At 60.3% G+C, this 26562-nt stretch carries 25 protein-coding genes and 1 tRNA gene; 16 read left to right on the forward strand and 10 right to left on the reverse strand.

Features of this window, described 5'->3' with window-relative positions:
* Window positions 1-27: 27 nt before the first annotated feature.
* Window positions 28-954 (reverse strand): MurR/RpiR family transcriptional regulator, encoded by a 927-nt coding sequence (locus HRU92_RS18805; protein ID WP_172125211.1) that lies wholly within the window; start codon window positions 952-954, stop codon window positions 28-30.
* A gap of 286 nt (window positions 955-1240) precedes the next feature.
* On the opposite strand from HRU92_RS18805, the gene HRU92_RS18810 reads away from it, so the two are divergent.
* The 4 genes from HRU92_RS18810 to HRU92_RS18825 all read left to right on the forward strand — a co-directional run bounded on the left by HRU92_RS18810 (window position 1241) and on the right by HRU92_RS18825 (window position 5330).
* Window positions 1241-2062 carry an ABC transporter ATP-binding protein gene (locus HRU92_RS18810; protein ID WP_172125213.1) on the forward strand — a complete coding sequence of 274 codons (822 nt, stop codon included), beginning with the start codon at window positions 1241-1243 and terminating at the stop codon, window positions 2060-2062.
* A 9-nt stretch (window positions 2063-2071) separates the two neighbouring features.
* On the forward strand, window positions 2072-2914 hold the full coding sequence (locus HRU92_RS18815; protein WP_172125215.1) for an ABC transporter permease: 843 nt from the start codon (window positions 2072-2074) through the stop codon (window positions 2912-2914).
* A gap of 76 nt (window positions 2915-2990) precedes the next feature.
* Entirely contained in the window at window positions 2991-4145 is a 1155-nt protein-coding gene (locus tag HRU92_RS18820) for an ABC transporter substrate-binding protein (protein WP_172125217.1), read from the forward strand.
* Window positions 4146-4250: 105 nt separating this feature from the next.
* Window positions 4251-5330, forward strand: a complete 1080-nt coding sequence (locus tag HRU92_RS18825) for a Gfo/Idh/MocA family oxidoreductase (RefSeq protein WP_173088888.1) — start codon at window positions 4251-4253, stop codon at window positions 5328-5330.
* A gap of 432 nt (window positions 5331-5762) precedes the next feature.
* On the opposite strand, the gene HRU92_RS18830 is transcribed toward HRU92_RS18825, so the two are convergent.
* From HRU92_RS18830 to HRU92_RS18840, 3 genes are all read right to left on the reverse strand, one after another.
* Window positions 5763-6938, reverse strand: a complete 1176-nt coding sequence (locus HRU92_RS18830; RefSeq protein WP_173088889.1) for an amidohydrolase — start codon at window positions 6936-6938, stop codon at window positions 5763-5765.
* Window positions 6939-6997: 59 nt separating this feature from the next.
* Window positions 6998-8392, reverse strand: a complete 1395-nt coding sequence (locus HRU92_RS18835) for an L-serine ammonia-lyase (protein WP_173088890.1) — start codon at window positions 8390-8392, stop codon at window positions 6998-7000.
* Window positions 8393-8465: 73 nt separating this feature from the next.
* A complete protein-coding gene (locus HRU92_RS18840) occupies window positions 8466-9461 on the reverse strand; it encodes an ABC transporter substrate-binding protein (RefSeq protein ID WP_172125225.1) in 996 nt (331 codons plus the stop codon).
* A gap of 85 nt (window positions 9462-9546) precedes the next feature.
* Between HRU92_RS18840 and HRU92_RS18845 the strand changes: the two genes are divergently transcribed.
* The 4 genes from HRU92_RS18845 to HRU92_RS18860 all read left to right on the forward strand — a co-directional run bounded on the left by HRU92_RS18845 (window position 9547) and on the right by HRU92_RS18860 (window position 13396).
* A complete protein-coding gene (locus HRU92_RS18845) occupies window positions 9547-10314 on the forward strand; it encodes a TetR/AcrR family transcriptional regulator (protein ID WP_349236880.1) in 768 nt (255 codons plus the stop codon).
* 174 nt (window positions 10315-10488) lie between these two features.
* On the forward strand, window positions 10489-11220 hold the full coding sequence (locus HRU92_RS18850; RefSeq protein ID WP_248305322.1) for an ABC transporter permease: 732 nt from the start codon (window positions 10489-10491) through the stop codon (window positions 11218-11220).
* Window positions 11217-12638: an amidase gene (locus HRU92_RS18855; RefSeq protein WP_172125231.1), complete on the forward strand. Its 1422-nt coding sequence runs from the start codon at window positions 11217-11219 to the stop codon at window positions 12636-12638. Before HRU92_RS18850 ends, HRU92_RS18855 begins: the two co-directional genes overlap by 4 nt.
* Entirely contained in the window at window positions 12635-13396 is a 762-nt protein-coding gene (locus HRU92_RS18860; RefSeq protein WP_173088891.1) for an ABC transporter ATP-binding protein, read from the forward strand. The genes HRU92_RS18855 and HRU92_RS18860 overlap by 4 nt, the downstream gene beginning before the upstream one ends.
* 10 nt (window positions 13397-13406) lie before the next feature.
* On the opposite strand, the gene HRU92_RS18865 is transcribed toward HRU92_RS18860, so the two are convergent.
* The 4 genes from HRU92_RS18865 to HRU92_RS18880 all read right to left on the reverse strand — a co-directional run bounded on the left by HRU92_RS18865 (window position 13407) and on the right by HRU92_RS18880 (window position 16878).
* Window positions 13407-14246, reverse strand: coding sequence for a GNAT family N-acetyltransferase (locus HRU92_RS18865; protein ID WP_173088893.1), 840 nt, complete (start codon window positions 14244-14246; stop codon window positions 13407-13409).
* 4 nt (window positions 14247-14250) lie between these two features.
* Window positions 14251-15282, reverse strand: a complete 1032-nt coding sequence (locus HRU92_RS18870; protein ID WP_210258703.1) for an NAD-dependent epimerase/dehydratase family protein — start codon at window positions 15280-15282, stop codon at window positions 14251-14253.
* A 19-nt stretch (window positions 15283-15301) separates the two neighbouring features.
* Window positions 15302-16369 carry a dihydrodipicolinate synthase family protein gene (locus tag HRU92_RS18875; RefSeq protein ID WP_173088895.1) on the reverse strand — a complete coding sequence of 356 codons (1068 nt, stop codon included), beginning with the start codon at window positions 16367-16369 and terminating at the stop codon, window positions 15302-15304.
* 419 nt (window positions 16370-16788) lie between these two features.
* Window positions 16789-16878, reverse strand: a tRNA-Ser gene (locus HRU92_RS18880).
* A 269-nt stretch (window positions 16879-17147) separates the two neighbouring features.
* On the opposite strand from HRU92_RS18880, the gene HRU92_RS18885 reads away from it, so the two are divergent.
* The 7 genes from HRU92_RS18885 (at window position 17148) to HRU92_RS18915 (ending at window position 23983) form a co-directional block, all read left to right on the forward strand.
* Entirely contained in the window at window positions 17148-17606 is a 459-nt protein-coding gene (locus HRU92_RS18885; protein WP_248307259.1) for a GNAT family N-acetyltransferase, read from the forward strand.
* A gap of 2 nt (window positions 17607-17608) precedes the next feature.
* Complete coding sequence (gene nagZ / locus HRU92_RS18890; RefSeq protein ID WP_173088897.1) at window positions 17609-18634, forward strand: beta-N-acetylhexosaminidase; 1026 nt, start codon at window positions 17609-17611, stop codon at window positions 18632-18634.
* Window positions 18635-18670: 36 nt separating this feature from the next.
* Window positions 18671-20323 (forward strand): ABC transporter substrate-binding protein, encoded by a 1653-nt coding sequence (locus tag HRU92_RS18895; protein ID WP_173088909.1) that lies wholly within the window; start codon window positions 18671-18673, stop codon window positions 20321-20323.
* Between the two features lie 81 nt (window positions 20324-20404).
* Window positions 20405-21382, forward strand: coding sequence for an ABC transporter permease (locus tag HRU92_RS18900; RefSeq protein ID WP_172125913.1), 978 nt, complete (start codon window positions 20405-20407; stop codon window positions 21380-21382).
* 2 nt (window positions 21383-21384) lie between these two features.
* Window positions 21385-22272 carry an ABC transporter permease gene (locus HRU92_RS18905; RefSeq protein ID WP_172125911.1) on the forward strand — a complete coding sequence of 296 codons (888 nt, stop codon included), beginning with the start codon at window positions 21385-21387 and terminating at the stop codon, window positions 22270-22272.
* Window positions 22269-23087 carry an ABC transporter ATP-binding protein gene (locus HRU92_RS18910; protein ID WP_173088900.1) on the forward strand — a complete coding sequence of 273 codons (819 nt, stop codon included), beginning with the start codon at window positions 22269-22271 and terminating at the stop codon, window positions 23085-23087. The genes HRU92_RS18905 and HRU92_RS18910 overlap by 4 nt, the downstream gene beginning before the upstream one ends.
* Entirely contained in the window at window positions 23084-23983 is a 900-nt protein-coding gene (locus tag HRU92_RS18915) for an ATP-binding cassette domain-containing protein (protein ID WP_127754529.1), read from the forward strand. The genes HRU92_RS18910 and HRU92_RS18915 overlap by 4 nt, the downstream gene beginning before the upstream one ends.
* 10 nt (window positions 23984-23993) lie before the next feature.
* Here HRU92_RS18915 and HRU92_RS18920 read toward each other — a convergent pair whose 3' ends face one another.
* Window positions 23994-24818: an NlpC/P60 family protein gene (locus tag HRU92_RS18920; protein WP_172125905.1), complete on the reverse strand. Its 825-nt coding sequence runs from the start codon at window positions 24816-24818 to the stop codon at window positions 23994-23996.
* A gap of 242 nt (window positions 24819-25060) precedes the next feature.
* On the opposite strand from HRU92_RS18920, the gene HRU92_RS18925 reads away from it, so the two are divergent.
* Entirely contained in the window at window positions 25061-25291 is a 231-nt protein-coding gene (locus tag HRU92_RS18925) for a hypothetical protein (RefSeq protein ID WP_127754531.1), read from the forward strand.
* Between the two features lie 26 nt (window positions 25292-25317).
* On the opposite strand, the gene HRU92_RS18930 is transcribed toward HRU92_RS18925, so the two are convergent.
* A complete protein-coding gene (locus HRU92_RS18930) occupies window positions 25318-26547 on the reverse strand; it encodes an FAD-dependent oxidoreductase (RefSeq protein ID WP_172125903.1) in 1230 nt (409 codons plus the stop codon).
* Window positions 26548-26562: the final 15 nt, after the last annotated feature.

The following is a 26562-nucleotide window of genomic DNA, read 5'->3' on the forward strand; positions in this document are numbered from 1 at the left end:
CCGGCCGAAATGCTGCTCTGTCCCGCCTCAGTCTCCAAGTGGCTCGAGCTCTGTTCCCTGGCGATGCGACAGGACGTTGTATTTTACCCGGCGCAACGTCTCGAGCGCCGAGGCGCCGAGCCGGTACCCGGTAGCGACTGAAACAAGATCGATGATGGCGAGGAAGGCAAACCGCGAGGCGGTGGGCTTCATCGTGTCGGGGAATTCCGGGATGGCGACAGTGAGGCGAACATCGCTGAGCTGCGACAGCTCGGTATTGGGGGCCGTTATGCAAACCGTCTTGGCCCGATACTGGTGAGCCAGAGCTACGGCATCGACCACCTCGCGCGATCGTCCCGTAGCTGAAATGGCGATCACCACATCGTTTGGCTTGAGCGTAGAGGCGACCATGCGCATGACGTAAGGATCGGAGTGGGCTGCTACCATAACGCCATACCGGAACAGGCGGTTTTGAGTCTCAAGCGCCAGCGATGAAGAACTGCCGCCCAGTCCGAAGACCGCCACCTGATGCGCATTGGCGAGCAGCTCTGCGGCCCGCATGACTTCGGCCGGATCAACCTGACGTTCCACGGCATTGAGCGCATTGCGCGCTTCGCCGAACACCGTGTTCCAAAGTGGCGAGCCATCCTCGGTTGAAGCGGGGAGATGCATACCCGTCAGGTACATCCTCCCGACGACGACACTCTGTGCCAGCTTGAGCTTGAAGTCGCGTACTCCTTCGCACCCGATAGCCCGGCAAAAGCGGGTCACGGTCGGCTCGCTGACATTGGCCTTGCTTGCTATGTCCGAATTGGAGGCGTCGACGCAGAATGCAACATCGGCGAGAACGACATCGGCAACCCGGCGCTCTGCCGGGCGCAACTCAGGGTAGTTGTCCCTGATCTGGGAAATGATGTCCGGGATGCGCGCTTGGGTGTTGCCCTGAACTGTGTCCGTTCTGTTGCGCTTGCTCATGGTTTTGCTTTCTGGAGCCCACGCAATTGTGGATTTTCACCATGTTCGATCCGGAACGATTGTGCCGCGACGAGCCTCACCAAAGATGCTCACCGCGCCGCAAGAATTGGATCATGTAGGAAACTTTCAGAACTAACAAGTGGCCCAACGCCTTTAAAATAGGCAAAGATTTACACTGCTGAAAGTTTGTTTTTGCTCCCTTGACGATCTGCGTTGGATAGTTACAGACTGCATGCTGGCGGCGCGAAACTAGTATTCATCAACACACTGTCCGGGCAGCGAGGCAATGGTCGATCAGAAGTCAGGCGGCGTAAAACTGAGAGTGCGGCAGGCTACAAAAGTCTATCCAACCGCCTCTGGCGACCTTCTGGCGCTCGATCGCTGTGACCTAGAGGTGCAGGCGGGTGAGATAGTCTCTGTTGTCGGTCCGTCCGGCAGCGGTAAAACCACGTTATTGTGGTCCATGTCCGGCCTGCACCAATTGACCTCAGGTCAGGTCGAGCTTGATGGAAAGCCTATCATCAAGCCAAGCCGGGACATCGGCATGGTATTTCAAGACGCGAACTTGCTGGCCTGGCGCAGTGTTGAAGCCAATATCAATTTTCCATTCGAGATCATGGGGCAATCACCCGACAAGGAATGGATTTCCAAGCTGATGCATCGGGTGGGACTCGAGGGGTTCGAGCAACGCATGCCACGCGAGCTTTCGGGCGGCATGCAGCAGCGCGTGGCGCTTGTGCGGGCACTGTCGTTCAAACCTTCCGTGCTGCTGATGGACGAGCCGTTTGGCGCGCTCGATACCTTCACGCGCGAGGAAATGAACCACCTCGTCGAGGAGATCTACCTCGATACGCGAACCACCATTGTGCTCATCACCCACTCCATAGAGGAAGCGATCTTCCTGTCTGATCGGGTGATCGTAATGAGTGCGCGACCAGGCCGTATCGCAAGTGACAACCTCGTGCCTTTCGCAAGGCCCCGTTCCATGGAGATCATGGCAACCAAAGAGGTGTTTGACCTCACCAACATCATCAAGCGGGAAATCATGGGCGACCAGAAGAGCCTGGCCGGCAGACCCCGCTTTGTTGCAGCCACGGCAGCTGGTTAGGAATTCGACATGGACAATACGGACGCCATTCCTGAATTCACCAAATCTGAGGCGGGTGGCGGCGTGGGTGTGGCCAACATGTCCGCCCTGGCTGCCGGGCCCGGCATACAGTCAGCCCGTGACGTGGCCATCATCGTCATCGTTGCGCTCATCGTCATTGGCGGGTTGGAACTGTTGCTAAACCTGTTTGCCGTGCCGCAATACGTCATGCCCAAGCCGAGCGAGATCGGCATGGCCCTGGTCACCGATTTCTGGTTCATCCTCCCCCATCTCGGTCATACGCTGGTTGAGCTGTTTTCGGGATTTTCCATCGGCGCGTTGATCGGCCTGGTCCTGGCGGCGGTGATTACCCAGTTTCCTTTCGCGGAAAAGATCATCACCCCTTATATCCTGCTGCTGGTGACCACGCCCATGCTGGCGCTGGTGCCGCTGCTGATCCTGCGCTTCGGCTTCGGTTACACGCCCCGCATTATTGCAGTGGCGCTGGCGGCCGGACCCATGGTGATGATCAACGCGGCAACCGGCTTTCGCCGCGTCGACCGAGGCAAGATCGCGCTGGCCCGTTCCTATGGCGCCTCGACTTTGCAGATCTTCTGGAAAATCCGCGCTCCCATGGCACTGCCGATGATCTTCGTTGGCCTGATGGTTGGCTCGATCTTTGGCCTGCTCACTGCTGTAGGCGCCGAGATGGTTGGCGGCGGCTTCGGATTGGGCAACCGCCTGACCTCCTATTCTTCGATGATCCAGATGCCGCAGTTTTTTGCGGTGGTCTTGATCCTCTCCATTCTCGGCATCCTCATCTACGTGCTCTTTTTCCTCCTCGGGAAGAAATGGGCGAGCTGGGAAGCGTGATGCAAGACTGCCCGGTGGGGAAGTGGCGGAAACTGCGAAGCGACGTGAACACATGACAAGCAAGGGGATGACTGCAATGACTGACAAGATGCTCTCGGGCGCCCTAAGCCGCCGAACCTTCCTGCAAGTTTCGGCCGCCGGCATAGTGGGTGCCACCACGTTGGGCGGAATTGGGGCGGCGCGGGCCGAACCGTACCGCAATTTCACCTGGATTTCTCCACGTGGCTCGCTGGAGGTGCTCGACGACTACGGGCTCTGGGTCGGCAAGAAGATGGGCTATTTCGGCGACCTGGTCCATGACACCCAGCCTGGCCCCTCCGATGGCACCGCCGTAGTCAAGTTCGTTGATGTCGGCCAGGCCGATATGGGCTACCCATCGCCTGGGGTGTTCTCATTCGCGCTGGAAAACGGCATGAAGCTGAAGTCCGTGTTCCACATGGGCGCACTCGACACGTTCGGTCTGGCGTTCCGTAAGGGTGAAGGCACCAACGATCTCAAGACCCTTGAAGGCAAGACGATCCTGCTCGGCTCGGCCGCTTGGCAGTCCATCGTCGATCCGATGCTCGCCGTCCAAGGCGTCGACGTTTCCAAGGTCAAGTACGTTGAAGCCGGCTGGCCCACCTGGTCAACCGCGCTGCAGGCTGGCCAAGGCGATGCTGCCCTGGGTTGGGAAGGTTTGCGCGCCGAGTGGATCGCCAACGGCCTCGATTTTGAGTACTGGCTTGGCGTGAAGAATTCGCCACTGTTTGCTAACACCTTCGTGGTGCGCGCTGCCGACCTCGAAGATGCGGACAAGAAGGACTATCTGACCAAGTACCTGCGCGGTTGGGCAATGGGCATGGAGTTCGCCTTCCACAATCCCCGCGCCGCAGTGGAGATGGTGTTCGAGCAATTCCCGACCCTGGCTGCAAACCTCGGGCCGGAGATTGGCACGGTATCGATCCTGCAGCAGCTTGCGGTCAATCGCGGCGATATGGCGGCGCGAGCCGGCTGGGGTGATCACGACATGGCCAAGTGGCAGACCTTCCTAGACAGCATCTACACGCTTGGGCAGGTCAGCACGCAGTTCAAGGCGGAAGATATCGCGACGAACGAACTGGTCACCGCCGCCAATGACTTCGACAAGGATAAGGTCAAGGCAGACGCCGAGGCCTACGTGCTGAGCGAAGCCTTCGAGGCCCTCGACATCGAAAACATCAAGACCCACCTCTACGATCAGGCCGTAGCCTGATCGAGCAAAAGCCGGGCGGCGCTACGGGCCCCGTCCGGCCCACCTAATCGCAACTGTAGCAGCGGACTGCCGGCCTCAAGAGTGGCCGGGGCCGGGGGAGGCGCAATGCCAGAAACAGTAAAAGTTCTCGTGGTCGGTCTGGGCAATATGGGCGCCTCGCACGCAAGTGCGTACCATCGCAATCCAAGCTTCGAAATTGTTGGACTGATGAGCCGGTCCATCAAGAACAAGACCATTCCTGACGAGCTGGCAGGCTATCCTCTGTTCGAGGATTATGACGAGGCCCTTGCGACAACCAGGCCCGATGCAGTCTCGATCAATTCGTGGCCCAACAGCCATGCCGAATATGCCATCAAGGCCATCAATGCTGGCGCACATGTGTTCATGGAGAAGCCGCTGGCAACCAACATCGCCGATGCCGAAGCCGTCGTTAAGCTGGCGCGTGAGAAGAACAGGAAGCTGGTCTTAGGCTATATTCTGCGGGTGCATCCGAGCTGGATGAAGTTCATCGAACTGGGCCAGACGCTGGGAAAGCCGCTGGTAATGCGGCTCAACCTCAACCAGCAGAGCGGCGGCCCCACTTACGATTGGCACAAGAACCTGATCGATTCCCTGATCCCCATCGTCGATTGCGGCGTGCACTATGTCGACGTGATGTGCCAGCTGACCGGTGCCAAGCCCGTGCGGGTGCACGGCATCGGTGCCAAGCTGTGGGAGGAAGCCGATAAGCCAAATTACGGCCACCTCCACGTAATCTTCGATGACGGATCCGTAGGCTGGTACGAAGCGGGATGGGGTCCAATGATGAGCGAAGTCGCCTATTTCGTGAAGGACGTGGTTGGCCCCCGCGGCGCGGTGTCCATTGTGCCGAACCCCAAGACGCACAAGGAAGGCGTTTCGGATTCGTCCGACATCGACCAGCATACCAAGACCGACGCAATCCGGTACCACCATGCCGAGGTCTCCCCCCTGGACAAAAGCTTCCTGCATAAGGATGAGATATTCACGATGGCGGACGAGCCGAGCCATCAAGATTTGTGCGACCGCGAACAGGCCTTCTTTCTTCAGTCCATTGTCGAGGATCTAGACCTGACCGCGCAGATGGATGCGGCCGTCAACAGCCTGCGCGTTGTGCTCGCGGCGGAGCAGAGCATCAAAGAGGAGCGCGTGGTCAATCTAGTTTGACGCGCCCAACCCTCCACTCACATCAGAGATCATCGTGCTAGTACTTGCGGCCAGCTTCGGCCAGAGTTCGGTGGCGTCCGGCAGGTGAACTTATCCGGTACAAACACACAGTCCAGTTCTGGTGAAGGATTGCTCAACTTGATCGCAAGCGACCAAAATGGCGTCTTAAATAGCAGGGCCTCAGTGCGCCCCATTGCCTTCATCCAGCGCGTTCCAGAGATGTCCTAGAAGCAAACGTACACTGCTAAGGTCTAGGCGCTGTGTATGTGAGCGAAGCGGATGCGCTAGAACGCTTATTCAAGAGGTCAAGCATAGCGGGCCGATGCAGACTTGGTTCTCCGCAGCAGACAACACTGGTCCTCGTTACCAACCGCGCTGCTTGATGTGCGTAGCTGGGAGCTCTCACTGAAATTAGAATCAAGGAACCTCAGCTTATTTTTCCTTGCCTGGAGTCGGGTTTCGATCTGAACGGACCAGCTCGACCAAGACACTGGCCGCGATCGGGAGCACGTCGTCATCGAAGGCATATTCGGGATGATGCAGCGCAACCCCGCCGTTGTGGCCGATGAACAGATAGGCGCCCGGAACAACATGCAGCATGTCGGAAAAGTCCTCGCTACCCAGGCTTGGCCGCATGGTTTGGATGATCCGGTCGGCGCTGACAACCGAAGCGGCGCATGCCTTGGCCCGCTCCGTCATGTGAGCATCGTTGAATGTGACGCCAAAGAAGGGACGGCTTTCAACCTTTGCCTTAAGGCCATGAGCCGCGGCAACGCCATTTGATGTTCGGTGCAAGACCTGCCGAAGGATCTCGGCGACCTCCGGGTTGAAGTACCGCAAGGTTCCGGCTAGGGCGGCGGTTTCCGGAAGCACGTTGTAAGCGGATCCGGCTTGAATCCGGGTAACAGAAAGAACCGCTGCCTCGATCGGATCGACGCTACGACTAACCGCGGTTTGCAGCGCCAAAACAAGCTCGCTGACTGCTGGAACAACGTCGAGTCCCAAATGGGGTTGAGCAGCATGGGCACCGCGCCCCATGAGCGTGATATCAAAAAAATCTGCGCCAGCCATTACCGGACCAGGCATCACGGCAAGGCTGCCCAGCTTAAGGTCCGGCCAGTTGTGCCATCCGTAGATTTCATCACAGGGAAAGCGATTAAAGAGCCCGTCGGCCAACATGGCGCGCGCTCCGCCCAAGGCCTCTTCAGCGGGCTGGAAAATGAAGACAACGGTTCCAGCAAAGTCGACATTGCTGGCGAGGCAATGCGCAGCCATCAGCAGCGACGTCGTATGGCCATCGTGCCCGCAGCCGTGGAACACCCCATTCACCTTCGAGGCCCAGGGTACGTTGAGGCGTGACTGCATCGGCAGCGCGTCCATGTCCGCCCTAAGTCCAATGGTCGGCCCTTCCCCCCGTCCGCGCAGGACACCTACGACCCCAGTACCACCAACACCCGTGCTGCACTCAATGCCCCAATCGCGCAGCTTTTCTGCGACGATGCCGGCGGTCCGGTGTTCTCCAAAACCAATTTCAGGGTGGGCGTGAAGGTCCCGGCGCAGCGCCACGAAATCGGCGGCGTGGCGCTGGATAAAGGGGTGGATGTTCACTTGGGTCTCGCCATGATGCCGCAAGGGCTTGGTTGATGGGGTTCTGAACAGACTACCGGTCAGCAGACGGTGACGTTAGCTGCAAGGCCGGCAAGGCTGGTTTCTTTGTAGCGCTCGCTCATGTCGTGACCAGTTTGCCGCATGGTTTCGATACAAGCATCGAGCGAGACGACGTGAAGTCCATCTCCTTTGAGGGCCAGCGATGCAGCCGTGACGGCCTTAACCGCTCCAAACGCATTGCGCTCGATGCATGGGATCTGCACGAGGCCGGCCACCGGGTCGCAGGTCATCCCCAGATGATGCTCGAGCGCGATTTCCGCGGCATTTTCCACTTGTCGGACGCTGCCGCCCATAATCGCGCAGATGCCGGCTGCTGCCATCGCCGAGGCTGATCCTACCTCGCCCTGGCATCCTACCTCCGCACCAGAAATAGAAGCATTGTGCTTGATGATGCCCCCAATCGCCGCCGCAGTCAGCAGGAAATCATGCACCTGCCTGCGCCCTCCGCCTGGGGTGAACTTGACGAAATATTGCAGCACCGCCGGCACTACGCCGGCGGCTCCATTGGTCGGGGCTGTCACAACCCGACCGCCGGCGGCATTTTCCTCATTCACCGCCATGGCGAAAAGGCTCAACCAGTCATTGGCCAGCATCAGGCCGGGCTGGTTCTGACGCGACGATGCTTCGAGCTGCTCGTGGATTTTTTTGGCGCGGCGATTGACCTTGAGGCCACCTGGCAAGATCCCGTCCTGCCTTAGGCCCCGCTCGATGCAACTCGACATCGCAGACCAGATGGCGTCCATGCCGAGATCGAGTTCGTTACGACTGCGCACCGTTTCTTCATTGGCGCGCTTCATCTGGGCGATTGTCAGCCCGGATGCTTCTGCCATGGCCAGCATTTGGCTGGCCGTCTCGAAGGCATAGGGTATATCGCCCCGAACTGCTTCTAGCAGTGGGCCAGACGCCAATTCGTCCGCACCGACCACAAAGCCGCCGCCGATCGAAAAATAGGACTGGCGATAGATCACCTGCCCTGCCTCGTCCCGTGCGATAAATTGCATGCCATTAGGATGGCCGGGCAGTGGATTGCGCTTGTCGAGAACAAGATCGACGGTCGGACGGAAACGATAGGGCGGATGATCCGGCGGATGGACCTGCCCTTCGGCTTCGACACGCGCGACGATCGCATCAACCTGATCTGGATCGACAGAAGCGGGCAGGCATCCGCTCAAACCCAGAATGATCGAACGGACGGTGCCGTGCCCGACGCCAGTAAAGGCCAGCGAGCCGTGCAGTGACGCAGTGAGGGCCACCGGTTTGGAGCGAGCGGGCCTGGGCCGATCCAGCCTTGCCAGTTCATCAAGGAACCGGCCGGCAGCCGTCATCGGACCCATCGTATGCGAGCTCGAGGGGCCGATGCCGATCTTGAAGATGTCGAAGATCGAAAGAAACATGAATGGGGCTCGCCCTTTGCGGCCACGTCGCCCAGGCAGATGCCGCGGGAACGGCGGTCCCGCGGCTAGTCCTTTACGGAGCCACCATCTTCAGATTGGTGTCCAGGAACTCGGATGTAAAGGCATCGGCCGGATCGAAGGGAGTCTGGATGTCGAAATAGGCTTCGACAAGTTCATAGGTCTGGGCAACGCGATCGGCGTCTAGGTGGCCGAGCGCTTGGGTGGTGGTGAACTCGTCGGCCATCAATTCCTTGACCCGGCTCCAATGCTTGTTCATTTCGCCACGTTCAAGGCCACTGGCGCTTTCCGTCAGGGCATCGATGCAGGGATCGATGTTCGCCACGCACTCCGAATAGGCACGCTGCGTAACCCTAACGAACGCCGCGACGGTGTCCCGATTGTTTTCAAGAAAATCAGCGTTGACGATAAAGGAATTTCCATAAGGATTGAGGCCCAGTTCGCTCCAGCGAACGAAGCCTAGGTCATCGCCAAAGGTTTCAACTTTAAGATCGTGTCCGTTATAAAAATCGGAGATGATGTCGACCTGGTCGGCGGCCAAGGTTGCCACCTTGGCCTGTGGTGTCACGTTGACAAAACTCACCGAGTCTACGGCCAACCCTGCCGCTTCTGCAAAGGCGGGCCACATCACCCGCGCCGCGTCGGCCGGCGGATTGCCGATAGTGTGACCGGCGAAATCGGCCACGGTCTCGATGCCCGAAGACTTCTTCCAGTAAAAAGCAAAAGGCGCCTGGGCGTAAAGGCTCATTACGGCGACCACATCGGCACCCATGCTGCGGGCCACGAAGGCCGTGCCCAGTTCGGCAATGCCGATCGCATGCTTGCCTACACCAACTGACTGCGCCGACATCGCCGAGCCGCTGCCTGCATCGATCGTGAGGTTGATACCCGCTTCCTCGTACCAGCCCTGCTGCTTGGCATAATAGATCGGCGCGTGGTCGGCGCCAGGCGTCCAATTCAACACAATACCGACCGCCTCCTGCGACTGCACTGTGGTGGAAGTCAGCACAATTGCCGCAACTCCGGCCAATAATCCGATAGATTTCCTCATGACGTCCCTCTTCCCTTTAAGGCCTAGGTCAACGACCAGGCACAACCATCTCCAATGGTCCTGCGGGCGTACACGGGTGTCGACCGTGGGTACGATCTGCATTAAACAAACGCTAGACCTGGGCCGGTCCTGCGTCAATAACCTGATCAACTGTTTGGTTGCCTCTATGTCGAAGCTCACTGATGCGCCCGAAACCGGCGAGCCGCCGTCTCCGGCCAAGCCGAAGCGTCGGGTTGCCAAAAAATCGGATCTCTCAAGTCGCGAACTGCTGCTGCGCGCTGCCAGCAAGGAATTCGCCACAAAGGGCTTGGAGGGTGCTCGCGTCGACCAGATTGCTAAGAAAGCGGGGGTCAATAAGCAGCTCGTTTACCACCACTTCTCCAGCAAGGAAGCCTTGTACCAGGCGGTGGTGGAGCAGGCGTACGCCCGCATCCGCGCCGAGGAAGCCAAGCTGCATCTTGACGCGGGCGATGCCAAGGAAGCAATGACGCGGCTTGTCGTATTTTCCTTTGACTATCTCGCGGCCAACCGCGATTTCGTTTCGCTGCTGACCGACGTTAACTTTCATCAAGGGCGCCACTTCAAAGCGTCGGAAAACCTGCCGCAGCTGCATACGCTGCTTGTTGGCATGATCAAGGAAACACTTGATCGAGGCGCTGCCGCAGGCCAATTTCGGGCTGATGCAGACCCGGTGCAGCTTTATATCTCGATCGCCGGCCTGGGCTTCTTCTATTTCAACAACATCCATACGCTGTCCTCGATCTTTGACCGCAAATTCAACGACAAGACGCACATTGCTGAGCGTCGTGCGCATGTCGTTGACTTTGTCTTGCAGGCACTCCGGCCCGATTGACAGCATCAGATCGCCCGCATAGCATCCATCAACTAGTTGGTTGGTTTTGTTCTCTGGAGGGGGGTGCGGATGTCAGCGATTCAGGAGGCAGATCCGCGCATCGCCGGCCCAATTCAGCGTAGCCACCGGCGGGAATTATCTGACAAGCTACCCCGTTACGCCATTGTCGTCGGCATGCATCTGGCGGTGCTGCTGATCTGGCAGATTGCTGCCAGCTCTGGTGCCGTGCCCGCTTTCATTCTGCCGTCGCCGATGGCGACGTTGATGACCCTGGTCGAGCCGCGCTACCAGTGGCTCAGCAATAGCTGGGTCACCGCCGTCGAGATCTTTGTCGGCTACGCGCTGGCCGTGGCGTTTGGCGTCGTGGTGGCGCTGCTGTTCTCGTGGTTCCGCTTCCTCCAGATGGCCCTTTTCCCACTTTTCGTGACCTTTAGCCTTGTGCCAAAGGTGGCGCTTGGGCCGCTTCTGGTCATCTGGCTTGGCTATGGCATCACGACCAACATTATCTTTGCCTTTATCCTCTCCTTCTTCCCGATCCTGATCACCACCGCCCGCGGACTCCGCGAAGTCGAGCCCGATTTACTTGACCTGGTGCGGAGCCTGAAAGGATCGAGGACACAGATTTTCCTCAAGATCCAGCTGCCAGGCGCGTTGCCCTACATCTTCTCGGCCATGAAGGTGGGCGCCGTGCTTGCGGTAGCCGGTGCGATCGTTGGAGAGTTCGTCGCTTCCAGCCAGGGCCTTGGCTATCTGATGATCCAGGTGCAAGGGCAGCTCGACGCAGCCGGCATGTTCATGGCTGTGATCCTTCTCACCTTGCTCGGTGTCTTGCTCTATGCGCTGGTGCTGCTGCTTGAACGGATTTTCGTGGTCAAGGACGCCCGTCTTGACGGGAACTCGCCATGAGCCATGGTATCGGCAAGCTGGCCTTCGCTTCGGCGAATGACCTGCTGGAAGGATATAGGGACGGAACGATTTCGCCCGTGGACGCCCTGGATGCCGTCCTCGATCAACTCGACCGGTTGGAACCCGTGCTTAACGCCTTCTGCGTTGTGGACAAGGATGGTGCGCGCCAGCAGGCCGAGGCTTCGGCTAACCGGTGGCGACAGGGGCAGCCCAAAGGGCTGCTCGACGGCGTGCCCGTTTCGATCAAGGATATCATCCTGACGGCGGGATGGCCAACCCTGCGTGGCTCCCGCACCGTCGATCCCAACCAGCAATGGAATGAAGACGGACCCGCTGTTGCGCGCTTGCGCGAACATGGGGCGGTGCTGTTCGGCAAGACCACGACACCGGAATTTGCTGCTAAGGGTGTGACGGACTCGCCGCTGACCGGCATTACCCGCAACCCCTGGAACACCGGCCTGACGCCTGGCGGCAGCAGCGGCGGTGCTGGTGCTGCCGTAGCAACCGGCATCGGCCCATTGGCTCTCGCGACCGATGCTGGTGGCTCAATCCGCATCCCGGCGAGCTTTTCAGGCGTGTTCGGACACCGACCCTCGGCCGGCCGCGTGGCGATGTATCCGCCAACTCCTTATGCCTCGCTGGCCGCCTTCGGGCCTATGTCGCGAACGGTGCGCGATGCGGCACTGATGCTGTCGGTGATCGCCCAGCCCGACGTGCGCGACTGGGAAGCCGATCCCACCCCGCCTCTGCCGTACGCCGACCTCCTGGACAAAGCCGATCCGAGCACATGGCGCATCGCCTGGAGCCCGACCCTTGGCTATGTCGACCTGCACCCCGAAGTGCGCGCCATCGTCACGCGTGCCGTGGAAGTATTTCGCGGCCTCGGCGCGACGGTCGAGGAAGTCGAACACGTATTCGAAGATCCCTGGCCAGCCTTTCATCGCTTCAAGCGTGGACTGACGGCCTTCGCCTTCCGCAACGTTACGCCGTCCCAGTACAACTTGATGGACTCAAGCCTGGTCGAAGATATCGAGGAAAGCCGCGGTGCGACGCTTGAGGAACACTTGGCGGCCCAGGTGGAGCGCGCCATGCTGGCGCGGCGCATGGGTGAGTTTCACCAGCTCTTTGATCTCCTGCTGACCCCGACTCTTGCCGTGCCGCCTTTCGCGGTCGGCCGCAACAGCCCGCACGGCTATGACGGGCGCTCTTGGTACGGCTTCACCTACCCATTCAACCTGACGCGCCAGCCGGCCGCCAGCGTGCCGTGCGGCTTGACCGAAGCCGGCTTGCCCGTAGGCCTGCAGATCGTCGGCCCGCCCTGCAACGATCTTATCGTCCTGCAGGCTGCCCACGCCTATGAGCGCCAACTTCCATGGCAGCGTTTCGCGCCACTCGCCACGAGGACCAACACACCATGAGCGAACGCCTGATCCGCTTGCAGAACGTGCGCAAGGTTTATAAGACCCGGGACCGCGAAGTGCTGGCCGTTTCCGATGTGAACCTTGAGGTCAATATTGGCGACTTTGTCTCGCTGGTTGGGCCTTCCGGCTGCGGCAAAACCACCGTCCTCAAGATCCTGGCCGATCTTCATTACGCCGATGAAGGCGTCGTTGAGATCGGTGGCGACACAATCCCCTTCGTCGCTGGGCGCGATGTCGGTATGGTGTTCCAGCAAGCGCTGTTGTTGAAGTGGCGCAAGATTTTGGACAACGTCCTTTTGCCCGCTGAGATCCTGGGCCTACCTCTTAAGGCGAGCCGCGAACGTGCGCTCGACCTCCTCAATATGGTCGGGCTCAAGGGCTTTGCCGACCGTTACCCCTACGAGCTTTCGGGAGGCATGCAGCAGCGCGCCTCGATCGCGCGGTCCTTGGTGCACGATCCCAAGCTGGTATTGATGGACGAGCCCTTCGGTGCGCTCGACGCGCTGACGCGTGAAAAGATGAATCTTGAACTCCTGCGCATCTGGCAGGAGTCGCAAAAAACCATCATCTTCGTGACGCACAGCATTCAGGAGGCCGTGCTGCTCGGCTCCCGTTGTGCGGTGTTGACAGCAGGGCCGGCGCGCATGGCCGAATACTTCCCCATCGATTTGCCCTACCCGCGTACGCTTGAAATGAAAACTGGGGACGCTTTTGGCGCCTATACGCGCCGCATCTACAAGCTGCTCAATATGTGATCGGGTCGCTTCAGGCGAACTCCGGCCCGGTCAGCGCGAACACCCTGGCAGCGTCATCGAATGGTTCGCTCCGGCCATGGAGCATGCGGGTAAATTGGCGCTGCGAGGTGAACCCGCGCTGCCGCAGCACTGAATGGATTTCAACATGGCGATCCGGCACGTCGATATAGGCCGGTCCATCGATCTTCGGCAGGACCGCTCCCAGCAGGTCGGCTGCGACGGTGTCATCCACTGCAACGAGGGGGCCGATCTGCGTGGCTCTTCGCCCCTGGCGACCTAAAACAAACCCGACGCATTCGCTGCCGACGAACTTGGCCTTTGCCAGTCCAGGCTGGCGGCGGAGGAGGCTGGCAAGAAGCGGCGTGCGATCAAGGACGAAGGCGTTGCGATCGAGCGCCGCGATCGCCTCAAGATCTTCCGGAGTGGCCGAGCGAACGGCACACCCGTTGAGGTTTTGCGCGACGAGCGCGTCGCATTGGAGGCGCGTTATCGAGTAGATGTCACGATAGCCCAGCCGCAGGTAAACCTGGCGACCGGCAGGCGTGGCATCGAGCCCAGGCGTCAGTCCACACCCAGTCAGCCGTGCTCCGGCCCATTCCAGCAATTTCGTCGCATAGCCGCGACGTTGCTCGCTGGCCGTGACCAGCACCATGCAGACCCAGCCCACGGTCCCATGGGGGATTATGGCCGCCGTGGCGATAAGTTGGCCGTCACGGAACAGCCCTCGACCCTCGCCGACGGTGAGGATCGTGTTCCAGTCGTTCGCCGTCTGGTTCCAGCCCGCCTCGGCGACGAGTCGCATACAGGCGTCGACATCAGCAGACGTGAGGCGTCGATCGGGCGCTGACATGACCTTAATATGTCCCGGTGCGAACCTCAAAATGGGTTGCCTTGTTGAGGCTTCCCAAGCCACGCTTCAGCCAATCGGCCTGCCAATCGATCAGCGTAGCCAGCGCCACGGTAGGATAGCCGAAAAGTGAGGATGCACGCGACGTATTGGCGAGCCACGCTGTCGGTGCTTCCTCGCCGACCAACTTGACTTCGCATTCGAAGCGCCGGGCAAATTCCCGTGCGAGCCAAGCGATCGAGACGGTTTCCGGCCCCGATACGTTCAGCGGCCGAGCCGGCACTGATGTATGCAGCAGCGCGCGTATCGATTGCGAACAGGCGTCCCCCTGCCAGATCACGTTGACATGGCCCATCGAGACATCGATGTCCTCGCCCGCGAGGACCTTGGACGCCAGGTCATGCAAGACGCCGTAGCGCATATCAATGGCGTAGGAGAGTCGGAACAACAAGGCGGGGGTGTCGAGCGTCTTGCTGAAATGCTGGAAAATTCGTTCCCGCGCCACGCAGGACATGGCGTATTCGCCGGGCGGGGAAACCGGATCTTCTTCGCCCGACCCACCATGCGCCACCAGGGCGAAAGGATATACGCAGATGGTGGAGTAAACCACGATGCGGCTGCCGGCAAAATGTTCGGCGACCAGCGCCGGAACATGACTGTTCATCGCCCAGGTCAGTTCTTCCGAACCGCTCGAGCCGAACTTGCGTCCCGCCATGAAGATGATGTTCTTGGCGCGCGGCAGCGCCGCTACCTGCTCGCGGTCCAGCAAGTCCGCGGAAATCGTCTCGATGCCGTGGCTTTCGAGATAGGCTTTGAGCTTCGGCTCGGAAAACCGTGCCACTCCAAACACCCGGCGATCCGGCGCCGCTCGCTTGGCCATACGCGCGACCGTGGGCCCCATCTTGCCGCCAACTCCGACGATCATGATGTCGCCATCGAGCTTTTCGAGATCGGCAATGAGTTGCGCATCCGGGGAGGACATGAACTCGTCCAGTTCGGCTTCGCTGGCAAAGAAATTTGGCTGACGCGGGGTCATCATCGTCCCTCCCGTTGGTAGTTCAATGCCCGAGGAAACGGGCGAGGTTTTTTCTTACGAAGGTATCGTCCGTCAGGTGCGGATAGGCAGCAATGACCTGATCGAGGGCCTCGCGCTGACCGCGCCCCAGCCCCTCCTCGGGATCGAGGCAAAGGATATTTTCAAGCAGGCCTTGCCGACGCAAGACCTCATGGCATCCTGCAATGCAGCCGTGAAAATTGTTCTCGACATCGAAAACGGCAGCGTTCATCGCCGTGACCTGGGAATCGAGCGCCAGAAGCTCTTCCGGATTGGCGCCCTGAGCTGCCGCCCGCTTGCAGCGGTTGAAGATATCCACGGCCGAATGGGTCCAAACGCTCCAGTGACCGAGCAAGCCGCCTTTGATCCTGACTGTCACCGGCTGGTTGTCCCGATAAGCAACGAAAGGGAGCAGAAGGTCTAGGACGATGTGGTCGTCATTGCCGGTGTAGAGCGTAATCCGATCTTCAGCACCCGCATCCACCAGACCCTGGATCACATCGAGCGTGCGATACCGATTGAACGGCGCCATCTTGATGGCAATGACGTTTTCGATTTCGCAGAACCGATTCCAGAAGCTGCGTGGCAGATGGCGCCCACCCACAGCGGGCTGCAGATAAAATCCGAAAAGCGGAATGCGCTCGGCAACCGCGCGGCAGTGCTCGATGATCTCGTCTTCGCTTGCCTCACGCATGGCGCCGAGACTGAGGAGACCGGCATGGTAACCCAGACCAACCGCAACATCTGCCTCTTCGACGGCCTGATCCGTGCGGCCGGCAAGTCCGGCAATCATCGCCAGATTATGGTCGGGGTATTCACTGGTAACTGTTTCAACCGCTAAGCGCAGGACGGGCTCATAGAGCCCCACCGATCGGATGGCGAACTGCGTCGTGTGAACTCCTACAGCTAACCCGCCCACTCCGGAGTCGATATAATACCTAGTCAAGGCCCGCTGCCGACGTTGGTCTAACCGACGATCAGCATCAAGTGCTAACGGATGCGCCGGGATGACCAGTCCACCAGCAATCGCCTCGCGCAGCTCGGGTTTCAGCCCAACAATCTTAAGTGACATCTATTTACCCACTAACCAACTGTTTGGTTGAAAATAGCTATGAACACGCTGAAGTCAATGCCTGGCAGGATGTCAGTACGACCGGTTAATCAGAGTACTCGGACCGAAATCCCGGGGCAAATAGCCCGGATCAGAAGGTCGCGTGGAGTGAACGCGAAGCTACTATTGATCATTGCTCTCGAGCGACAACCGCAAACATCGCGACGGCCGCGGAATGAGAGACTGGAGGGCAGCTAGCCCTGCCTTAGGCCCAAAAAGCAGACGGTCCGCAAACGGCCCCGATCCTGCCCTAGCACAGTACAGTACACGCACGAAGGGGGGGCGTTCCAGCAAGCCCTCGCACAAGTGCACACTTGAATCCACCCACGCCAAGCGACTAGCAAAATATCTATGAAATTTAACGAGATAATAAAAGGTAATGGCGGAGAGGGAGGGATTCGAACCCCCGATGGAGTTGCCCCCATGCCGCATTTCGAGTGCGGTGCATTCAACCACTCTGCCACCTCTCCGCGAGGTCATTCGGCACGCAAGGCGCACCCGGTCGACGGGGCGGCTTATGCCATAGCCTGAACGAGGCTGCAACTCCCGTTGTGGAGCAACTTCGTTTCCCTGCTGCCAGATGCAAGTGGGTAATGAACCGCTATTTCCCCAGCACCGTGCCCGGCACAGCTGAAGGTGGGTGGTCCTTTGCCTTGGGCCCGCGTATTGGTAGTTACGATTCAACGCTTTGGTTCGCTGCATTTCCATGGATTGTCTCGTAAATCTTTATGCTCGACCGATGGCAGAGCTGGCGAAGCGGGTCGAGGATGTCGAGGCCACCATTCGCGTGGCGCTGCCGCCCGAGCAGCACATCATCAAGGACTGGGTGCGCCGGCACTTCAGCGAATATTGGGTCAGCGAGGTCAGCGCCGCCATGGCTCACCAGCCGCCGGGATGCCTGATTGCCGTGTCTGACGGGGAACTGGTGGGCTTTGCCTGTTATGACGCCACCGCTCGCGGCTTTTTTGGCCCGACCGGGGTCGCCGAACAGCAGCGCGGCAAGGGCATTGGGCTGGCGCTCCTCTCTGCAACGCTGCAGGCCATGAAGGCGCAGGGCTATGCCTATGCGATCATCGGCGGTGTGGGCCCGGTCGAATTCTACAGCAAGGCCGCAGGAGCGATACCCATCTTCAATGAGGGAGAAGACATCTACCAGGGCCTGCTGCGTCTCACGCCAATCGCGGAGTTGCAGAACTGAGCATGTCATCCACCCCACCACTTGCCCTGTTTGTCGGCATGCCCGGCCTTGAGCTTTCCGCTGACGAAATCGCCTTCTTCCGGGAAGCCGATCCCTATGGGTTGTTCCTGTTCCGGCGCAATCTCGATAATCCTGAGCAGGTGCGCCGGCTGTGCGCCCAGTTTCGGGATGCGGTGAGAAGGGCGGATGCGCCGGTTTTCATTGATCAGGAAGGGGGCCGCGTACAACGGCTCAACAATGGCAACTGGCCCAATTTCCGCAGCATGGGCAGCTTTGGCGCCCTGGCAGGCCAGGACTTGGAGCTGGCCAAACGGGCCCTGCGCCTGTCGACGCTAGCCATGGGAACGATCATGGCTGAGCTCACCATCGATAGCGGCACCACGCCAGTGGTCGATCTCGCCCGCCCCGGCACCCATGACGTCATTGGCCAGCGCGCCTTTGGCGATGACCCCGAACTTGTCATCGCCATGGCCCGCGAGGTTATCGATGCCATGCTGGAGGTCGGCGAACTGCCGATCATGAAGCATATTCCAGGCTATGGACGGGTGACGGTCGATCCGCACTTCCAGTGTCCGGTGGTGGATGCATCGATTGAAGATCTGCGCCAAAGCGATTTCCGCCCCTTCATGGCGCTTCGCAACACGCCCTGGGCCATGGTTGCCCATCTCGTGTTCACGCAGATCGATCCCGACCATCCCGCCTCAGTGTCTCCGGCCGTCTATGAGCTGATTCGGGACGAGCTCGATTATGACGGGGTGCTGATCACCGATTGCCTGACCATGGAAGCGCTGACGGGCAGCTGGGCGGAGCGCGTGACGGCAGCCCTGGCGGCGGGTTGTGATATCGCGCTGCATAGTCAGGGCGACCTCAAAGCGAGCGAGGCGGCCGCCAAGGCAGCGCGCCCGCTGAGCGAGGCTTCGCTGCGGCGAATCGCGCGAGGAGAAGCGATGCGGGGCACATTGCGGGTGGACGCTTTGGCGCTCCACGCCGAAGTTGAACAGATTTTCAGGGAAAATGGCATCGCCTGAGGCGCTGCCTGGAGCAAACAAGGGAGTTGAGACGTGCTGAACAAAACACTGCTCGCGGCGACGTCAGCCGCAATTCTGGCCATGGCAGCACCCGCAAGTGCGCAAGTGGTGGTGACGGTCAGTTCGGAACAAACCACCACCTGGGTGCGCAACTTCAATCCGTTCAACCAGACTTCGGCGCGTGCCACCACCAAGGACTTCATCTACGAGCCGCTCGCGATCTTCAATCGCCTCAAGAACCAGACCGAGTTTCGTCTCGCGGAAAGCTTCGAGCTGGCCGATGATCTGAAGTCCATCACCTTTGTGCTGCGCGATGGCCTCAAATGGTCGGATGGCGAGCCGCTTACTGCCGACGACGTGGTGTTCACCTATGGCTATCTCAAGCAGTTTCAGGCGCTCGATTTCAACTCGGTGTCAGCCCTCCTCGACTCCGTCGAGAAGATTGACGAGCGCACGGTGCGCTTTAACCTGCTGCAGCCCAATTCCCTGATCGCCAATACCATTGTCGGCATGCCGATCGTTCCCGAGCATGTTTGGGCCGAGATCACCGATCCGGTGACCTTCACCAATGAAACCCCTGTCGGTTCGGGACCGCTCACCGAGATCAGCCGCTTTACGCCCCAGGTCTACGAGCAGTGCCGCAACCCCAATTATTGGGATGCGGAAAGCCTCAAGGTTGATTGCATCCGCCTGCCCCAGCTGGCCGACAACCCACAGGTGCTGGCCGCACTGGCTGACGGGACGCTGGATTGGGCAACGAGCTTCATCCCGGACATCGACAACACTTTTGTGGCCAAGGACCCCGAGCACAACAAGTACTGGTTCAATCCTTCGAGCCTCGTGTCCTTCCAGCTCAGCATGATTACGCCCGACGAGAACAACAGGAAGGCGTTCACCGATGTCAATTTCCGGCGTGCGCTCAGCATGCTGATCGACCGGCAGACCATTGTCGACATCGCCGGCTATGGCTATCCGCTGATCAACGAAGATCCTTCCATGCTTGGCGAGCTCTACAAGGCCTTCGCCAATCCTGAAGTCCAGGTGCAGTTTGGCCAGTTCGGCAAGTTCGACCCCGAAGCGGCAACGGCCCTGCTCGATCAAAGCGGGTACGTCGACAAGAACGGCGACGGGATGCGCGACAACCCCGATGGCACGCCGATCGCCATCGATATCGAAATCCCCAATGGCTGGACCGACTGGATCGACGCTGTCCAGATTGCCATGGAGTCCCTTCAGGGTGCTGGCCTCAACGTCAAGATGAGCACGCCCGAGGAATCGGTGTGGAGTGCCGACCTGATCGCGGGCAAGTACTCGATGACGCTCAACGCCCTGGCTTCGGCCGCCCATCCCTACTTCCCCTATATACGCTCCTTCAACCCCGAGGATTTCGGCAAGTCACGCTTCACGGCCCCCCATTGGGAGAACGCGGAGGTGATGGATCTGCTTGGCCAATACACCCAGATCAAGGATCCGGCGCAGCAACAAGAGATCATGAACAAGCTCCAGATGATCGTTGCCGAAGCCATGCCCGTGATCCCCGTCTACAACAGCCCCGCTTTCTATCAGTACAGCACCAGGCGGTTCACCGGCTGGGCGAGTGCCGAAAACCCGATCGTCTCCCCGGTGGTATCCAATGCCAATCCGGGACGACTGATCCAGCTGCTGGCCTTGCGCCCAGTGCAACAATAAGCTGGCCGAGGGTGCGTCACCTGACGCATCCTCGCCCTCGCCCCTGGCAGCGGGTTCTTTTTCCAACACGGACGAACATCGATGGCATTTCTGCTCCGGCGCGTTGGCTTTTATCTCGCAGCCTTTCTTGCCGCCGCGACGGTCAACTTCTTCCTGCCCCGCCTGATGCCGGGGGACCCGATCCAGATCATGTTCGCCAGCGCCGGATCGAACCTGTCCATGGAGAACCTTAACGCGCTCAAGCTGACCTTCGGGTTTATCGATGCGCCGGTTGGCGAGCAGTACCTGACCTATCTCAAAAGCGTCTTCACCGGTGATCTGGGGGTCTCGATCAAGTACTTCCCCCTGCCCGTGACCGAACTCCTGGGGCGCGCCCTGATCTGGACCGTGGGCCTGGTTGGCTCGGCCACCCTGCTCGGTTTTACGCTTGGCACCCTGCTCGGCATCATGGCGGCCTGGCGCCGGGGCACGATATTTGACACCGTGGTTTCGCTGCTCGCCATCTTTTCGAGCTCCGTGCCGGCCGTCGTGCTTTCGCTCATCATGTTGTTCGTGTTCGGCTATACGCTGGGCTGGTTCCCCAGCGGCTATGCGGCCGACCCCATGCTCGATCCGGCGTTTAGCTGGCAGTATATTTCGTCCGTGCTGTATCACGGCTTCTTGCCGATGATCACGCTGGTGGTTGCGCTGACCGGCGGCTTTGCGGTGACCATGCGCAACAACATGATCAACCTGCTGGGCGAGGACTACATCGTAATGGGCCGCGCCAAGGGCCTTTCAGATCAACGGGTCATGATCTGGTACGCGGCACGCAATGCGCTGCTGCCTACGGTGTCGAGCCTGGCCATTTCGCTCGGCAGCGTTCTCGGCGGCTCATTGGTGATCGAAGTCGTCTTCAACTATCCTGGCGTTGGCAACATGCTGTACCAGGCGATCCTTGCCCGCGACTATCCAGTGATCCAGGGGCAACTGCTGATCATGACGGCCGCCATGCTCATCTCCAACTTTGCCGTCGATCTGAGCTATTTGCTGCTCGATCCGCGCCTCAAAAAGGCCTGACCGTGCCGCTCCTCGCTCAGCTTGCCCATAACAAGAAGGCCGTTGTCGGCCTGACCATTCTCACCATCATCATTCTGGTAGCGATCTTTGCGCCGCTCCTGACCGAATATTCCCCGACCCAGCGCGTGGGCCGCCCACACCAGCCCCCCTCACCTGAACATTGGCTGGGCACGACGCGGCTCGGCCATGATGTCTTCACGCGCCTGGTCTACGGCGCCCGCATTTCGCTTGCTGTTGGCTTTGGCGCGGGATTGCTCATCACCCTGATCGGCACTGTTTTGGGAATTCTCGCCGGCTACAAGGGCGGCGTGGTGGATGAAGTCATCAACTTCTTCACCAATATGGTGCTGGTGGTACCAAACCTGCCGCTCTTGCTGGTGATCGCAGCCTTTATCGGCCAGGCCAATCCGCTCGTGATCGCACTGATCCTGGGCTTCACCTCCTGGGCCTGGGGTGTGCGCGTCACCCGTTCGGAAACCCTGTCGCTGCGCCAACGCGACTTCGTCAAGTCGGCCGAGATGCTGGGCGAGCCAAGCTGGCGCATCATGGCCTTCGAGATTTTTCCCAATCTCGTCTCGATCGTCGGCATCAATTTCATCGGCAGCGTGATCTTCGCCGTGGTCACCGAGGCGACGCTCGAATTCCTCGGCCTCGGTGATCCCAACACCGTTTCCTGGGGCATCATGCTCTACAATGCGCAGAACGCCTCGGCTCTTTCGGTGGGCGCCTGGTGGGACCTGCTGTCCCCCTGCCTCGCGCTGGCCCTGCTCGGACTTGGCCTGGCGCTGCTGAACTTTGCCATCGACGAAATCGCCAATCCCCGCCTGCGCACCGGCGGCATGTTGAGCCGCTGGACAGCGCGCGTGCGGGCCGGAGAGGGCAAGCTATGACCGATCCAGTCCTGTCCATTCGCAACCTTTCCATCGACTATGTTGGCGCCGAGGAGGATTTCCGCGCCGTCAAGGATGTCAGCTTCGACATCATGCCCGGTGAGTTCTTCGGGCTTGCCGGGGAATCGGGTTGCGGGAAAAGCACCATCGCCTTTGCCATTAGCCGCCTGCATCGCCCACCCGCGCTGATCCTGAGCGGCAGCCAGATCCGGCTTGCTGGCCGTGACGTCCTGGCTCTGAACGAGGAGGAGTTGCGCAGCTTCCGCTGGCGCGAGGTTGCCATGGTGTTCCAAAGCGCCATGAACTCGCTCAATCCCGTCCTCACCATCGAGCGGCAGTTCTTCGATGTGCTGCGCACCCATACCGGCATGTCGCGCGCCCAGGCCCGCGACCGGGCAGCCGAGCTGCTGGCCATGGTCGATATCTCGCCTGATCGGCTATCCTCCTATCCGCACCAGTGCTCGGGCGGAATGCGCCAACGCATCGTCATCGCCATTTGCCTTGCGCTCAATCCCAAGCTGCTGATCATGGATGAGCCAACCACCGCGCTCGATGTGGTGGTGCAGCGTGAGATACTGGGCCGTATCGATGTTCTGCGCCAGCAGCTGGGCTTTTCCGTCCTCTTTATCACCCACGACCTAGCCCTGATGGTGCAGGCCTGTGATCGCATCGGCATCATGCTTGAAGGCGAGTTGGTGGAGGTGAATGCGGCGCAGACCATCTACCACTCGCCCCAGCATGCCTATACGCGCCGGCTTTGGGGCTCCATGCCCAAGCTCTCCGGCCAACAGATTGGCGCGAGCGCAGCCCTATGACCCAGACCGAACCGGTTCTCGCCCTCGACAATGTTTCCAAGACCTTTGGTCGCGCCGACCAGCCGGTTTATGCCGCGCGTTCTGTGTCGTTTGCGCTCCATCCCGGCCGCACCCTCGCCCTGGTGGGCGAATCGGGGTCGGGAAAGACCACCGCGGCGCGCCTGATCATGCGAGAATACCGGCCTGATGCGGGGCAACTCCTGTTCCGCGGCATGCCAGTCACCAGCAGCGGTCTCAAGTCTTACCGCGCCGCGGTGCAGATGGTGTTCCAGGATCCTTTTGCCTCGCTTAACCCAGCGCACACGGTGCGCCACCATCTGGAGCGACCACTCCGCCTTCACCGGCCCAAGATGAAGGGCGCCGAACGCCGGGTTGCGATTGATGAACTCCTCTCGCGCGTCAAGCTTGATCCAAAACTGGTCGCGCCGAAATATCCGCACGAATTGTCAGGAGGCCAGCGCCAGCGCATCAGCATCGCCCGGGCATTGGCGGTTGACCCAGCGGTGATCGTTGCCGACGAACCTACCTCCATGCTCGACGTGTCCGTTCGCCTGGGCATTTTGAACCTGCTCAACGACATGAAGCGCCAACTAGGGCTGGCGCTCCTGTACATCACCCATGACATCGCCACGGCGCGCTATGTCGCTGAGGACATCATGGTGATGTATGCCGGACAGATTGTGGAATGGGGCGAAACGGATAAGGTGTTGAGCAATCCCCAGCATCCTTATACGCGCCTGCTGCTCTCGGCTGTTCCCGATCCGGACCAGCGATTTGCCGACACCTCTGGCGCAGCCGAACTCACGCATGTCGAGGAGATCCGGCGACGATCGGCCCTGCCGCAGCCGGAGGTACGGCAGGTGGCGCCCAACCATTTTATTCGGCCACTGCCCTAAGCGGCAGGGCCTAGTCGAGGCGCCGAAAAGCGGTCGGCTCGCCACCACCGCGACTGCTGATCCGCGCCACGGCCTCGGCCAATGGCTCGATTACCACCGCCATGTGGAAGGCGTTGGCGTGGATCATGTCCCTATCGCTGGTCATCATGGCAACATGGCCACGCCAGAACACCAGGTCACCCCGGCGCAGGGCGTCAACCGGGTGGCCGAGCGCGACCTGCTGGTCGGTATCGCGCGGACAATCGCGCCCGCAGGCATAGAGCGCCTGTTGCACCAGCCCCGAACAATCAAGCCCCAAGCTCTCGCGCCCGCCCCAGAGATAAGGCGTCCCCACAAATCGCTGCGCCACCGCGACGGGATCTGTTTCAGCTTCCTGCACAGGGGCGAGATGCTCCTCAACAAACCAGCCGCCTGCGGTTTGTACGAAGCGACCCTCGCGGCCCTCGGCGACCAGCAGCGCATTCATGGAATAAAGCCCGGTTGGCGCGGTCTTGATGCTGGGGCCGCTAAACGCATAGGTGCGGAGCGCCCTCACTTTGTGGGTAGGGGTTCGGGGAGCGCCGCTCAGGGCGCTCGCCGCCACAAAACCCACATAGCCATCGCGCATGGCGCGCCCGAACGCCCAGCCATCCGCCACATCGAGCACCTCGAACAATTCCCCGAACAGCACCTGATCGAGCTGTTCGGCGGACGGCGACGGCTCCCGGCGCAACGGGGCACAAGCCACCGCGGTCTGGTGGATGGTCGTATCAAGATAGCGATCAGCAGGAACAATGCCCTCGAGGGATCGGGCTGCGACGCCGTCGCGCGCCAAGGTGAGGCGATGATCAAGCAAGATGGTGTCCTGTCCTGGTGGAAGGCTCGAGAATATTACGACTCCCGCAAAGCCCGGAGCCACTATGCGCGTGCTGAATGGTAGCGCGCTCGCTTTCTCCTGTCACGCACCCGCGAAGTGCCAGCCTTCCGCCAAGCTTGATCGGCATCACCGACAGCTGCTTCTCTCCCGCTTGTGAATCCAAGCGGGGAACAGACGTTCCGCGCAACTCGTTGGGGAGGAACGATAACGAGGTGGCCCAAATGCCGAGGTTCTTTTTCAATCACCAGTCCGACCGCGGACCGCTCGACGTGGATATCGACGGCATCAAGCTGGAGTCCCTCAATGCAGCGATCGAGGAGGCATCCTTTGCGGTCAAGGGGGCCGTTGCCTTGGCCGATGAGCCAACGCGGGGCGAGTTCCAGATTGAAGACGAAGGCCGGGTCGTTCTGGCCCGGGTCCCTTACGCGGTAGTGGATGACGAAGCAGACTAGGCGGTAACGAGCCTTTTTCCGCCAAGCTACTGGAAGCGGGTGATCGAGAACGGCTGCGGTGCCGAACTGGTGCCCTCCACCATCCCGGCAATCAAATTGGCCGTGACGGCGCTCAACGTCAAGCCCAGATGACCGTGGCCAAAAGCATAAAGTATGCGCGGATCCCCTGGATGGATGTCGATTACCGGCAGTGAATCGGGTGTGGAGGGCCGCCGGCCCATCCATTCCTTGCCCCCTTCGGGCAGCGAAGGCACGTAGCGCCGCATCTTCTCGCGCATCGCCTTGGCGCGGGCAAAATTGGGCGAAGTCTCGGGCTTGGCCAGTTCCACCGCACCGCCCACGCGCAGCCCATCTACGAGGGGCACCGCCACAAAACCATGATCGGCAAAGCCCACTGGCAATGCCAGGTTCCAATTCAGGTCCGTGAACGTCGTGTTATAGCCGCGCTCGTTCTCGAGCAGCACTTTGAGGCCCAAGCCGCGCACAAGATCGCGCGACCACACTCCGGCAGCAACAACCACCCTGTCGAACACCTGCTCCTCGCCACCCTGCAGCATGACGGCAATGCCGGCCTCTCGCTTGGTCAGGGAAAGCACCCGGCCCTGCTGCAGTTGGCCGCGCCCGCGAATAAAGTCCTGGAAGTGCCGCAGGACGCTCAGCGGGTTGGAGACCATCCAATAGCCAGGCTGGTACACTGCACCAAAGAACCTCCCCTCGAGCTGGGGCACCATGGCTCGGGTCTTTTGAGGAGTTATTGCCTCGAAGTCATAGCCGAGCGCAGCCCGCACCTGCCCGGCCTCGCGCACCGCGCCGTCCAAACTGGCCTGGCTGTCGTGCAGCGAGATAAAGCCGGTTTGCCGCAAATGGCCTGCCAAACCCGCGCCGGCGGCCAGCTGCTGGTGATCCGCCAAGGCCGTTTGCATCAGGCCCGTCAGAGCCTCGCGGGCGAGCGCACCGCGTTGTGGCGTCGAGGCCGCTAGAAAGGCCACCAACCAGGGCATCAATGCGGGAACATCCTGCCAGCGCAAGGTCAGTGGCCCAAGTGGATCCATCAGCCATTTGGGTACTGCGGTCAGCATGCCTGGGCTGGCTATCGGCGCAATTTCGGGCAGGGCAATCAGCGCCGCGTTTCCCGACGAGGCTGGCAAGCCCCCCGGTTCGGCATCAAACACCGTTACAGCATGGCCATCGCCAATCAGTCGGGTCGCAATCGCCGCGCCAACAATACCTGCGCCTACGACGCCGATCTTTTTCATCTTGCCCCTGCTTTT

It is taken from the genome of Devosia sp. 1635 (genome assembly GCF_013185955.1).
Lineage (GTDB): Bacteria > Pseudomonadota > Alphaproteobacteria > Rhizobiales > Devosiaceae > Devosia.